This window comes from Flagellimonas yonaguniensis (assembly GCF_029193885.1).
GTDB classification, from domain to species: Bacteria; Bacteroidota; Bacteroidia; order Flavobacteriales; family Flavobacteriaceae; genus Flagellimonas; species Flagellimonas yonaguniensis.
Genome location: NZ_JARFVB010000017.1, coordinates 1 through 14,166 on the forward strand (window position 1 = coordinate 1; position 14,166 = coordinate 14,166).

The 14,166-nt window shown below is 40.2% G+C and carries 9 protein-coding genes; 5 read left to right on the forward strand and 4 right to left on the reverse strand.

The genetic code is table 11. From position 1 onward, the window contains the following. Positions 1-243 precede the first annotated feature (243 nt). The gene (locus PY092_RS17495; protein ID WP_275617091.1) at positions 244-2,295 is read right to left on the reverse strand and encodes a putative porin; all 2,052 of its coding nucleotides are present in this window, start codon (positions 2,293-2,295) and stop codon (positions 244-246) included. A gap of 229 nt (positions 2,296-2,524) precedes the next feature. Here PY092_RS17495 and PY092_RS17500 point away from each other — a divergent pair, with 229 nt between their 5' ends. Further along, the gene (locus PY092_RS17500; protein ID WP_275617092.1) at positions 2,525-3,205 is read left to right on the forward strand and encodes a hypothetical protein; all 681 of its coding nucleotides are present in this window, start codon (positions 2,525-2,527) and stop codon (positions 3,203-3,205) included. Positions 3,206-3,409: 204 nt separating this feature from the next. Here the strand turns inward: PY092_RS17500 and PY092_RS17505 are convergent, their stop codons facing one another. The 3 genes from PY092_RS17505 to PY092_RS17515 are packed head-to-tail and all read right to left on the reverse strand — an operon-like array spanning position 3,410 to position 8,697. After that, the gene (locus PY092_RS17505) at positions 3,410-4,162 is read right to left on the reverse strand and encodes a hypothetical protein (protein ID WP_275617093.1); all 753 of its coding nucleotides are present in this window, start codon (positions 4,160-4,162) and stop codon (positions 3,410-3,412) included. A 23-nt stretch (positions 4,163-4,185) separates the two neighbouring features. After that, entirely contained in the window at positions 4,186-5,601 is a 1,416-nt protein-coding gene (locus PY092_RS17510) for a RagB/SusD family nutrient uptake outer membrane protein (protein WP_275617094.1), read from the reverse strand. A gap of 51 nt (positions 5,602-5,652) precedes the next feature. Next, positions 5,653-8,697 carry a SusC/RagA family TonB-linked outer membrane protein gene (locus PY092_RS17515; RefSeq protein WP_275617095.1) on the reverse strand — a complete coding sequence of 1,015 codons (3,045 nt, stop codon included), beginning with the start codon at positions 8,695-8,697 and terminating at the stop codon, positions 5,653-5,655. Positions 8,698-8,929: 232 nt separating this feature from the next. Here PY092_RS17515 and PY092_RS17520 point away from each other — a divergent pair, with 232 nt between their 5' ends. The 4 genes from PY092_RS17520 to PY092_RS17535 all read left to right on the forward strand — a co-directional run bounded on the left by PY092_RS17520 (position 8,930) and on the right by PY092_RS17535 (position 14,159). Then, a complete protein-coding gene (locus PY092_RS17520; protein ID WP_275617096.1) occupies positions 8,930-9,526 on the forward strand; it encodes a ribonuclease HII in 597 nt (198 codons plus the stop codon). Between the two features lie 29 nt (positions 9,527-9,555). Beyond that, a complete protein-coding gene (locus PY092_RS17525; RefSeq protein ID WP_275617097.1) occupies positions 9,556-12,012 on the forward strand; it encodes a ribonuclease HII in 2,457 nt (818 codons plus the stop codon). A gap of 123 nt (positions 12,013-12,135) precedes the next feature. Next, positions 12,136-13,452 carry an OmpA family protein gene (locus PY092_RS17530; RefSeq protein WP_275617098.1) on the forward strand — a complete coding sequence of 439 codons (1,317 nt, stop codon included), beginning with the start codon at positions 12,136-12,138 and terminating at the stop codon, positions 13,450-13,452. Positions 13,453-13,466: 14 nt separating this feature from the next. After that, entirely contained in the window at positions 13,467-14,159 is a 693-nt protein-coding gene (locus PY092_RS17535) for a TapB family protein (RefSeq protein WP_275617099.1), read from the forward strand. Positions 14,160-14,166 lie beyond the last annotated feature (7 nt).

Consider the following 14,166-nt stretch of genomic DNA (forward strand, 5'->3'; position numbering starts at 1 on the left):
AAATGGTTCTTATTCTCTTTACGCTGTCGTTACAATATGTATATGAACTTCTTTTCTTTTTTACTTCAAAAAACACCTTTTCGATGCCTTGGAAGCGCCCTGCCTTATCAGCTAAGCGGGTGCAAATATACGCACCTTATTTCCTTCCCACAAAATGTTTTTCAATATTTTTTTTCAAAAAAAACCAATTAATCTATAAGTGCTTGTTTTTCAGTATCCCCCTATTTTACCTCTCAACACATTTTATGAAAAGAAATTCCAAACCAACCCAAATCGAATCACAAAATCGCGATAGGGATAATTTGGCGCGGAGTAATAATTAGGCTCTGAAAATATGGAATTCAGATGTTCGGCTTTTAAATAGATCCTAGTTTGCTTTACCTTGGCATTAATGAAAACATCCATCAATGGATAACCTCCGAATTCTTCGTTATTCTGGATATAGAATTCGCCCAACAATGGATTATAGGCATTCATATTGTATGATGTAAAATATTTAAAGGTCACACCTGTTTGCAAAAACATGGCCTTTTTGAACACGTCACTTGAAAAGTACAAGCTGTTTCTTGTAACTACTTGTGGTAGATTGAGCACTTGATTATCCTGAGTTACCTCTTGATACATCACTGTGTTCATCAACGCCCACTTTCTCCATTTTAGTTCTTTCTCATACTTAACCTTAAGATGATTCACGGTCCCCGCTTCTTGGAACGGTCTCACGAATGCGGTCTCTTGCCCCAGACCTATTTCCTCTTCGTTGGCAGTGGACGCAAAATAGGTGTAATTATCAACCCTGCTAAAATCTGCTTGCAACTGACCAATTTTTTTGGAATTGAAACCAACCGAGATACTTTGCGACTGCTCTTTCTCGAAGGCATCGTTATTCTGCCAATTGAAATTGCGATAATCACTCTGGTAAAGCAAGTAGTTAAAGTCCGGCATTCTGGAGGAAATGTGCACACCCCCCGTCAATGAGTTATTTTCATTCAACCTAAATGACGCATAGGCATCCAAATTATTCCCTGTAAGTTCCCCCGAAACAGTGTAATTGATATTCCCTTTTAAAGACAGTGGCCCAAATTCATTACTGTACCCCCCCCCTACCGAAATCTCCTCTCCCTTCAACTTATTTTGGATGGTTTCTTCTTCAGTAATAAGAATACTATTGAAGTAGTAGTTATAATTGTACAGGCTTACATTACCGGACAATTTCCCCAATGTTCTATTTGAAAATGTCACTGTTCCCTTATTGAACATTGTCTTCAACCGGGCCCTATCTTCTATGGGGGTTAAAAACGGGTCTTGACCAAAAGCATCGTTCTGACGGGTTTGTTCAAAATCATATATTTTGGTTTCATAGCTAAACTCATGCCCTATGGTCAACGTTGTGGGTTCATTGTCCGTTGAATCCTTCTTATGGTTCACCAACTTGAATTGCTGATCTAAGAAGTAACGTTTACCCAAAATCCTATTGTTGGCATCGGTATACTGCAAATCAATTTTTGCCCTATCCTGAAAATCGGGCAAATCGTCTTCAAATTGACTTCTATCAAGTAACCCACCGCTTTCTTCACTTTCCATCTCCTGTGCTGCTATGTGACCTCTTAACCCGTATTTTCCGTTTTCTGTAATGTAATTGAAGCTTACCCTGAATTTTCCATCTTGAGCTTCTTCATATCTATATTTTCCCAAAGAGCGAAATCCGTTATACGCTATGGCCGCATTGAATCTTTCCGTCATATTAAAGGTCAACAGAGCGTCGAGGTACTGCCCCTGCTCCATGGTCGTCTTGAACATGAGCTCGGTCATAGGGGTAGGTACACTGTAATAATCAACATCCTCTTTTTCGAAGTATCCCGGATGCTTTGCCGTAGCTCCGATTCGAGGATAATAGGGAATAGCCCCAAAGCCAACGCCCAATTCATTATAAGGTTGCCCCATATTGGTAAAGGGCATTAACTCAAAATCATCTTTGCGGAGATAATTATACTTGTAGTCCTTTTGAATAGTAAGCATAGTATCCACAAAGGTGGTATCACGCTGATAGGATACGATTTTATAATCTCGGATACCAATGGAGTCCTTTTGCTTTGCAAGTAATTTTCCAGGCCCCTTTGGCCTAAGCATTTGTTTGATGGAATCTTTTTTGGCTATGGTATCCTTTATTCCAACGTTTATCGAGTCCCTACCCTGAAGCTCCAAGGAATCTGTTTCCTTTTTCGGGGGAATCGAATCTTGTTGCGCCATTAGTGAATGGCCAAAGAATAAAAGCAGGGTCAATACTATAAATCTCATTCCATGATATTGGTTGGGCAAAGGTAAAAGTTTTGTTTCTAAAGAAATGTGAAAAATTTATTCATGAAAAAACCAGATTACACATACGAACATCGAACATGAAACCTTTGACTGATTTATGATAACATTAAGAAAATTATAACAATCAAGTTCAATTAAATGTTGCTTATTGCCGTTGAAAATAAAATCGCTAAAAAAGAGTAAAAACTATTTAAAAATCAGGTTATAAATGAATTTTAAATTAAATATTTTGACTTTGCTAACCGCCACCGTTGGAGCAGCGCAAGTTAATTTTACAAATCCAGATGAAGGAGCCGTAGTATCGTTCCAAACAACAGCTATAGAACCGAAAGAAACAAAAACAGAAGGATCTCCATATTTTGATGAGAATTTCAAGTATGGCCAAGTTCTAATAAACGGAAAAGTAAAAACCATAGGAAATTTAAGATATAATGCGGCCAACAGTGAGATAGAACTTCAAAAGGGAGATAAAGAATACTCCGCTGTGTTAAAACGCAATTACATTTCTGCGCGAATCGATGATAAGTTGTACAAACTATACCCTTACTTGGATGACTCCAACAATGAAACCACTAGAATCGGATATTTCATCCCGTTGAATGAAGGTAAGGTAAAATTGCTCTACAAACCAGAGAAGAAACTTCGACGAGGTAGAACAGGAGCAACCAACTATGACAGAACGGTTCCTCCCAGATTTATAGATATAAGTGATTACTATATACAGAAAGAGGAAGAGCCTGCCACAAAAATATATTTGAGAAAAAAATACTTTTATGATTTATTGGGCAAGGAAAACATAAAAGACTTTATCAAAGAAAATGACATAAAGCCCTTCAAAGAAGAGGATGCCATTAAATTGATGCAATTCTACAATAACAATATCTTGTAGATACAGCAAATACTATAAATTCAATAAAAAAATGGAGCCATTATCAGATAATGGCTCCATTTTTTTATCATCAAACCAAAACGTTTCTGTAGTTTGCAAAACTCATTCTATAAGGCTCAAGGAATGAAAATATAAAACCGGGCTGAAAATTAATATCAGACCGGTTTTTATATTATAAAAGGATATATATCCTAGTTAAATAAATTATTGGTTAACACAGAATTCCAGAGTTTGAGAGCCACCAAATTCTCCGCCACCCGTCAATACATCCAAAATAGAGCACTCCAAGGTGTAATAACCTACCATGTTACCATCACTCTGTCCATCACCATAAGCATCATATATGGTAAATGTATAACATCCATCCTCCAAGAAAAACTCAGATGTATAGGTATCTCCTCCCGACACATTGGCATAAGGACCTCCTGAAACTACAACTGTTCCAGATTCATTGGCAATTTCCCAGGTAGTTTCTGCTCCATAGGTATCAGTTACCACTGTCAATAAGAAATCATTACATATAATCTCCTTGAAATATTCAATGGAAACTGTTTCATCAAAAGCAACGCCACCTTCTGGCGCACTAAGGTTAAGAACCAAGGCATAAACTTCTCCGTCCACTAAAGGATCGAAATTCAAAGATACATCCAGAACACCATTATACCCATTTGCTGGTATCGTAACTGTTCCTACGGAGTAATTTTCCCCTCCGCCAACTGAGGTGTCTGAAACAGTGACATCAAATGTCCTATCTGAATCTGATACTGTAGTCACATTAACTGGAATTTCCAATGCAAGACCTTCTTCCGGCACAGAGACGTTATAGCTTGTGGTTCCAAAAGAAACCCCAGTTTGGCCATTTACGTTGTCAAAAACCGTTACCTCTTCTTCACAAGAAGAGAGAATCAAGGCAACACCTGCAAAAAGAATCCCAAATTTCTTAATTATATTTTTCATCTTTTTAAGTCGTTATCGATTAATTAATAATTTGGATTTTGTTCCATATTAGGGTTAGCATTGATTTCAGCTGCTGGAATAGGTAATTGGAACCTATAGTCGCCTGCCGGCAAAATCAATACTTCTGGAGGAGTTCCAGTACCGTCTTGAATATCCCCATTATTAGAACGCTGAATTGGTTCTCCTCTACGCTTCAAATCAAAGAACCTGTGTCCTTCAAAACTTAGTTCCACTCTTCTTTCATACTGAATGGCATCTTCCAAAGCTTGACCACTTTCTCCACCCGTATAAGAAGTGTATCTGGCATCCCTTAATGTGTTTAAGGTAGTAAGTGCGGGACCTTCCTGATCCAACTCAAATTGAGCTTCCGCTTTATTCAACAATACTTCTGCAGCTCTAAGCACCTTGATATCCACACGGCCATTTACCTGACCCGTTTCTCCCAAGAATTTTCTAACTGCATTGTAATTGTTTCCTTGATTGGTAGCATCATACTGAATAACATCTAACCTCAAGTCATTTGCATCCAAATTATTGTAAAATTCATAATCAATAACATATTCAGAAACAGTATTAGGAGGTGTAGTTTGGCTATACAATACACCAACATTGTTGAAACCAGATTCAGAGGAAGTGTTCACAGACCATTCAATGATAACACCTTCATTGGTCGTATCCTCATAAACATCCAACAAGTCTGCAGCATCAGCGACATTGGTTTGTACTTGATTAGCAGCGCTTACGGCTAGTTGATAATCTCCATTGTAAAGATAAACCCTAGACAACATACCGTATACACCATCTCTATCCAAACGGCCTTCACCATTTGAATCCCCAATAAGTTGTGCTGCTTGTTCTAAATCACCAATTATTTCGGCATAGTTGCTAGCAACAGTCTCTCTAGCAGGTTGAGCATAAGGATCTCCTGTGTCTCCATCTTCAACTTTCATGTAAACAATACCTGGAGAGTTGTTTGCATCAGCGCTCTGTGTTGGAATCATCGCATACACCCTAACGAGGTCGAAATGCGCAATGGCACGAGCCGCCATGGCCTGACCAAGGATATTGTCCCTTGCTGCACCAGCGGCCAAATTATCAATCTGCCCAATCACCAAGTTAGCAGCATTGATTGCCTCATAAGCCTCACTCCAATATAGGGAGATTGCCCCTGCCGTATTTGCATTATATCGATAATCATAATAATCTTCGTTTGATCTACGGCCTGTTTGGGAAAGAATCACGTTATCCGCAAGAATATCCGGGATACCCTGCAATCCCGAACCGGGAGACGAATAGTAATTCCATAATTGGCTATAGATACCATCCACCCCGTTTTGAAAACTGGACACACTATTAAAGAATGTCGCTGGATTTCCTTCCTCGAACGGATCAATATCAAGTTCGTCGTCACAAGACACCAATAGACCAGTGGCAAGCAACGATGCTAAACAATATGTATATAACTTATTTTTCATGTCAATTTTTGTTTTTTAAAATCCTATTTCTACTCCGAAAGTATAAGATCTAGTCTGTGGATAACTAAATAAAGAGAAGGCTCCTGGGATAAATCCAGCAGTACCTGCCTCAGAACTCTCGTCAGAACCAATTCCGATTTCTGGATCACCATTGTATTCCGTTATAGTAAACAAGTTCTGACCTGTAGCAAATACTCTTATCCTGTCAATACCTGTTCTATCCATGAATTTGCCTGGCAACGTATAGTCGACGGTTAACGTTCTCAAACGAAGGTAATCCCCTCTTTCCAACCAACGATCACTGTCTTGGTCAGCGGTACCTTGGTACAATGGACTTGGCAATACATTGGTATCTCCAGGTTGTTTCCAATAGTTAAAGGCTTCCACCCTTTGGTTGCTATCGATATTTCCAATTGAAATACCTGCCTGTCTTTGGAAGTTCATGATATAGTTTCCTGCTTTACCAACAAAATCTGCACGAACTCCAAAACCACCCCATTTAATGGAAGTGAAGAACCCTCCTTCTATGTTTGCGTATGGAGACTTACCTTCCAATATGGTATTGAACGCCCCACTGTATTGATTGGTAATATTACCATCCAAATCGTAATACAAAGGCTCTCCATTGGCTGGGTTGACCCCTGCATATTTTACCGTATAGAAAGAATTGATTTCCTCGCCTTCTCTTAAGATGTTATAACCGAAATCCCCGTTAATGATATCACTACCATCCACCAAGGATACAACCTTATTATCCAAAAAGGACACGTTTCCTCCTACTCTCCAAACAAAGTTTTCAGCTCTGACAACATCAGCATTCAAGGATATTTCAATACCACTGTTTTCAACTTCACCAATATTGGAAGTAATTGAATTATTCTCATCACCAACTGTATGGGACAATGGTTGATCCAACAATAGGTCTTTGGAATTCTTCTTAAAGTAGTCCACTACACCATTGATACGATTGTTGAACAATCCAAATTCAACACCAATATCCAAAATGGCCTGAGACTCCCACTGTACATTAGGGTTACCTACACCGATTGGAATAGCTGTTGTATTTCCATTGTACGTATTAAATTGTAACAAGTCAAGAAAAGCAAAATCCCCAATGTTTTGGTTACCAGAAGTACCATAAGAAGCTCTAAGCTTCAAATCGTTAACAAAAGTACCTTCCATAAACGACTCATTGGCAATGTTCCATGCAGCACTTCCACTATAGAAATATCCATACTTGTTTTCTGGACCGAACCTAGAAGAACCATCCCTTCTAATGGAACCAGAAAGTATGTATTTACTATCATAATCGTAGTCCACGAAGAGACCTTGGGAGAATAGACTCCTTCTCGCCTCCCCAGTACCCGCAGACGTTGCTTCCGCCGCAATATTCTGGTATGGTATTTCTGGAGACGGAAAACCTCTTGAACTAGCAAACAAGCTTGTATAGATATTTTCGTTGTACTCCAAAAGGAAACTGGCAGACAAATTATGGTAATCCCCATAAGTATCCGTATAAGTAAACAAGTTATTTACGTTATACTGCAATGTATTCTGAAAATTATCAGTCTGGGTACCTGGGAAGTTAGCATCACCAACAATGGTATTCAAAACACCACCGGCCAAAGACCTAGCTGTCCTGTTATACCTGTTATTTGATGCCCCCACAGTAAATCTGTTCGAAAATTTATCAGAAAACTGAATATCAGCAAACAAACTACCCACAATCAAGAAGTTTCTATTGTCCTCAGGCTCTGTAATCAAAGCCTTTGCAATTGGAAAACCTGCTGTTGTCGGGTTGAATATAGGATCGCCTTGATCATCAGTCGCAATACTTCCATCAGGGTTTCTTGAATACAATGGATCCCATGGGTTGTAATCATACATAGCCCTAAATGGATTCTGTACGTTATTACGGTCCCTTGGAAGGTCAGTTGTATTTCTTGACAATGAAATATTGGTTCCAACATTCAACCAATCCTTTGCTTGGTAGGTCGTGTTCAAACGAGCTGTAATTCTTTCAAAACCATCAATTCTGTCAATAATACCAGTATTCTTATCATAACCCAAAGACATAAAGTATGTCATTTTCTCACTCCCTCCTGATATGGAAAGTGAACTGGACTGTATTTGGGATTTTCTCAACAACTCCTCTTCCCAATTTGTATCCAACCCAATCAACCTTGCTCTTTCCGCGTCATCCGCATTGGCACCAGGTAATGATTGTGCTGCACTTACCCCCAAATCAGCAAATTGACGCTCAAGTTCCAATTTTTGAGAGGCATTCATCAAATCAAATGGGTCTGGAATTCTTTCTGCAAAACCATAAGATGATCTGAATGTAACTCTAGCGTCTCCCGACCTACCTTGTTTGGTAGTGATCAAAACAACACCGTTTGCACCACGGGAACCGTACTTGGAAACAGTGGCCGCATCCTTCAAGATAGAGAAGGTTTCAATATCGTTAGGGTTCAAATTGTTGATGAAATCCGAATTGACCGGAACACCATCCACTACGTAAAGTGGGGTTGTACTAGAAGAAATGGAGCCCACACCCCTAATCGTTACAAATGCCGTTTGACCAGGTCGTCCGTTCGCAGCTGTCACCTGAACACCCGCGGCCTGACCTTGAAGAATGTTATCCACACTTGTAGAAGGAACAAACGCTTCAATCTTTTCAGTGGATACTGTCGAAACAGCAGAAGTTGAAAGCTCTCGAGAACGAGAACCATACCCCGTTACCACAACCTCTTCCAAGGCCTGGGCATCTTCCTCCATCTGAATATTAATGGTTGAGGAAGCCCCTATAGTTCTTTCAACTGTTTTCTGACCGATGTAACTAAAACGCAACACCTGACCAGTACTAACGGTAACTGAATAATTACCATCAAAATCTGTTTGGGTTCCTGAAGACGTCCCAACGACGACCACGGAAACACCTGGTAACGGCAAACCATTTTGATCCGTCACGTTACCTGAAACTGTTTTCTCTTGTCCATAAGAGAAAGACATGCATAACGCCAACAAGGGCGTTAGCATCCATGCTAACTTAGCTCTCATTTATTTCATTTTTTGAATTAGTCCGCTCAAAAATCAATATAAAAAGTTAATATTCAAAAAAATTAACAACTTTGCACTTAATAAATGACAGCTTTATCATACATTTTTTTAATAATTTTAACATAATTTCTTTACGTTAAACCCTTGTTTATTGGGTGTTTATAATTTTTTTTAACTATTTATTGGTAATTGTGTTTTTTTACGGAATTGATGTGTTAAATTTTTAAGAGATATGTTAAAATCATGTTATCATTCTGTTTTCGAAGCAGGAACAGATGAAGCCGGAAGAGGCTGTTTGGCCGGCCCTGTTACTGCCGCAGCGGTCTCCTTGCCAAAAAATTTCAATAATGACATATTAAATGACTCCAAACAGCTTTCAGAGGTAAAACGAACATTATTACGCCCCATTTTGGAGAAAAAAGCGGTTTCCTTCTCCGTTTGCCATGTTTTTCAGGACGAAATCGATGAAATAAACATTTTGAACGCCTCATTTTTGGCTATGCACCGCGCCATCGAAAAGCTTAACCCGATTCCAGACTTTATCATTGTGGATGGAAATAGGTTCAAGCCTTATCCCGATATAGATCACGAGTGCATTGTCAAAGGGGATGGCAAATACATGAGTATTGCGGCAGCTTCCGTTTTGGCAAAAACATATAGGGATGAGTATATGGCCAAAATCCATGAAGAATTCCCAATGTACAACTGGAAAAAAAACAAAGGGTACCCAACCAAGGAACACAGAGAGGCCATAAAAAAATACGGTATTACCAAGTATCATCGAAAAAGCTTCAGACAACTTCCCGAACAATTGACACTGGATATTTAAAAATCCTAACTTTGTGTCAAACTTCAAGAATGAGATCAAAGGCACTTTTTTGTTTGCTCCCCATTTTTATCGCATCCTGTACCAAAGAGGTAAAGACCAAAGACTCCCTTTTAGAACATTTACCACCCGATCCATCCCTCGTTGTAAAGATTGCCAACTTGACCAATTTCAAGAGCGAACTCAAAAACAATTCAACCCTTAACAGTATTAAAGGTTTTACCAGCATTGAGGATGTTATAGATAAAATCAATGGTCTGGAACACCTCTCTACCGACAAAACCTGTGTGCTTGCACTATACGAAATAGGCAAGGACAACTACGACTATGTACTGGCCGCCAAAAAAGGGCCCGGCATATTCAATGTGGACAGCGTGGCAAACAAAACAGTGGAGACCCTGACCTATGAAGGCACGGCTGTCACCAAATACAATCTTGACGGTTTGGAAGTGTTCAGCTTGCAAAAAAATGACGCCATCCTGATGGGTTCTTCAATGATGTTGATGGAAAACCTCATTAGGGTAAGTGAACACACACCTGCAGATCCAACTTTGGAAAAACTCTACCAAGCCAGTTCACTGGATAAATCCGCCACCCTGTTCATCAATCCAAGTGGCAACACATCCTTACTCTCGTTAAAGGAACAAAACAAAAGCGACCACCACCCCTTTTCATCTTGGATCTCTTTGGATTTTACCGCAAATTCGGACGAAGTTGGTTTAAGCGGGGTCGCCATGGCTCCCGATTCCACTAAAAATTTCATCAATTTATTCAAGGGAACTGCCCCCTTGGCCAACAAAACCCCTTCGTATGCACCACTAACTTCCCAAGCCATATTATCCTATACTTTTGACGACTATCAGGTATTCGCCAAAAACCAGAACGCATATTTGGACAGAATCAAACAAACCGATTCCCTTTTCAATACCGTTGAAGAAGTTGGGGTAATTTATCTCAACAACGAAAAAGTGGTCCTTTTAAAATCGTATGGCACCCAAAGCCTTTATGATTATTTGGATAGTCGCAAGACTGCTTCACAAAACTATCAGGACAGTGAAATTCTAGAGTTGGAGGATACAGGACTGGTGGAAGAAGGCTTTACTCCCTTGGTCACAAATTTTAAATCCAACTACTGCACCATTATAGAAAACAGCTTCATCTTTTCAGAGGAAAAAGAAGCCTTACAGACCATCATCAGCAATCATAAAAGTTCCTCTTCTTTTGATAACGACCAAGGTTACAAAACCGCAAAAGCATCTTTGGCGAGCGAATCCAGCATGCTTTTCGTTTCCAATGCATCAGGCATTGGATTTTTTGCCGATCAGGAACTTGCCCCCGAAATATCGGAGGATATTGATGAAGACGATCTAAAGGAACAGGTCTTTGCTTCGCAGATGGTAATGGACAACGGTTTCGGGCATTTCAACATATTGGCATCAAAAATTGAAAAGAACCGAGAAAGAAATACAGTATCCCCTCTATTCACACTGGAACTGAACACAGACTTGGCCACAGACCCACAATTTGTAAAAAACCACAGGACCAAGCAACAAGAAATCGTGGTGCAGGACCAGAACAATGTCCTCTACCTGATCTCCACAGATGGAAAAGTCCTATGGACGAAACAATTGGAAGGTAGGATCCAAGGGGAAATACAACAAGTCGATTTATACAAAAACGGAAAACTACAACTGGCCTTTACCACGAATGACCAATTCCTGATATTGGACCGCAATGGCGACGAGGTTACTCCATTCAATATTGAATTTGAAGGTGGCAACCTTAACCCATTGGCTGTTTTTGATTATGATGGAAGTCGAAACTACCGCTTCGTGATCACACAGGGAAGTAAGGTCTATATGTACAACAACCAAGCTAAGATTGTTCACGGGTTTACCTTTACCGATGCCCAGAGCAATATTTTAGGGACACCAAAGCACTTCAGGGTCGGCAACAAAGACTATTTAGTGTTTAAACAGGACAACAGTACCCTTCGAATTCTGCACCGTGTGGGCAGCGACCGAATCAAAGTGTCCGAAAAAATAGATTTTTCCAGCAACGAAGTCTTTCTATATAAGAATAAATTTTCCATGACCAACAAAACTGGTGTGCTGCATCAAATAGACACCAACGGAAAACTCGTCGCCACTGATTTCAACCTAAATCCCGATCACGGGTTTTATGCTACGAGCAACACGCTTGTATTTATGGATGACAATATTCTCAGTATAAAAGGAAGAAAAGTGGAGCTGGAACTGGGTGTTTACTCCAAACCAAAAATATTTTACATCTACGATAAAATATACGTTGCGGTAACGGACATCCAGAACCATCAAATCTATTTGTTCGATAGTCAAGCGGAGTCGATTCCAAACTTCCCCGTATTTGGCAGTTCTTTGATGGACCTTACCGATATGGACAATGACAGAAAGCTGGAACTGGTCGCCAAGGACCAAGACAACTCCCTGATTGTGTACAAAATAAACTAATCCATAATCTTAATGCGACTTATACAATAGTTGCTACGAAACATACATTTTTGAACTGATTGAAGGTTACATTTTAGTAGTTTGGATAGAATTGCTTTATCAACAAACTAAAAACACTATTAAATGAAAACCTCGAACAAACTTTTCTACTGTTTGTGCTTTGCCCTATTGATGGGCACCAGCGGAGAGGCCCAATTTTTTAAAAAATTGGCCAAGAAAGCTGAAAAAGCAGCTCAACGAACCGTTGAAAACAGGGTAGAAAAAGAAACCTCAAAAAAAACAGATCAAGCACTAGACAGCATCCTAGAACCAGGTTCTGGGAGCAAACAAGCACCTGGCAACACCCAAGGAAATGGCAACACCAATGGCAACGCTGGAGAGAATGGCTCGTCCACCGAAAACGTTACCGCAGGCCCCAAGACCATAGAAGTCTACAGCAAATTTGATTATGTTCCTGGGGACAAGCCCATTTTCTATGATGACTTCAATGATGACTTCATGGGCGACTTTCCCTCCAAATGGAACACCAATGGGTCCGGCGAAGTAGTTACGGTCGGGAACATACCCGGAAAATGGTACTCTATTGCCAACAAGAGTTTGACCGTACCCAATTTAGGCACCACGCTTCCCGAGGATTTCACCATGGAATTTGACTTAAAAGCGACCAATCTTACCAAAAATACCAGTTCACAAGCTACGCTACGCATTTATTTATCAGAAACCTCCCATTTGACCACTAATGAGAACAATGCCCTATCAAATCTTTCTTTTTGCCAATATATACCGATAGGGGTTAAAGTAGATAACAACTTCAAAGGTGATCCATCCCCTATTCAAAATACCATGCAGCATGATTTAAGGGCAATTTTCCAAGATGTAGTGCATGTCTCCATTGCCGTAAATAAAAACAGGTACCGCCTATGGCTCAACGAAAACAAAATTGTAGACCTGCCCCAATTTATTGTAAAACCCGAGCTGATCAATTACGTTAAGTTCCATGTCAATGGCATCGATAAGCATAATAATCAGGAGCAGGTGCTGATCAGCAACTTAAAAATTGACGAAGGCGGTGTAGATCTTCGCAGAAAACTCATGTCGGAGGGGAAGATTTCCACCAATGGCATCCTGTTCAATTCAGGTTCAGCAGATATTTTGCCCCAATCCATGGGCATTATCCGTCAAATCTCACAAGTGTTGGATCAGGATGGTTCCATTAGCCTCAATATTGTTGGGCACACCGATTCTGATGGTTCGGATGAGAGCAATATTACACTTTCCAAAAATCGGGCTGAGGCTGTCAAAGAAGCATTGGTATCCGTTTATGGTATTTCCGCGGACCGACTGAGCTCCGAAGGAAAAGGAGAAGCGGAACCTGTTGCCGACAATGGCACAGCACAAGGCAAAGCACAGAACCGTAGAGTTGAATTCATTAAAAAATAATACTTAACACATATATGAAACGATATTTTCTATTACTGCTACTTGCCGTATTGGCGGCTCCCAATTCACAGGCGCAATCCGCTTGCAGCACTTACTACCTCTTGGCCGATGGTGCCAACTTGCAGTACACCAATTATGACAGAAAGGGCAAGGAGGATGGGCAAATCAACTATAGCGTTACCAATGTGGAAGGCAGTGGCGACAATGTAAGTGCCACTATGATGATGGAAATGGTGGACAAAAAGGGAAACACCTATACCTCGGATTACGAGATTACTTGCGATGGCAACGTGGTTAAAATTGATTTTAAATCCTTGATGAATGAGCAAATGCTCAGTCAAATGGGCGATGTTGAAATGGATATATCAGGAACCGATGTGGAATTGCCCAACAATCTTTCCGTGGGACAAGAACTGCCCGATGCCAATATATCGGTAAAAATGAAAATGGGAGGGGCGATCAACATGAACACCAATGTGGAAACCATTAACCGCAAGGTTGAAAAACAGGAAAGCATTACCACTCCTGCCGGTACTTTTGATTGTTATGTGATCTATAGCGAAACCAAGACCAAAATGATGATGGCGAACAGCACCTTCCCATCACGCACTTGGCTGGCCGAAGGTGTCGGCATGGTAAAACAAGAATCCTACAACAAAAACGGAAAATTGGTGGGCAGCATGGTCTTGACCCAGCTCAGTAAATAATTGATTT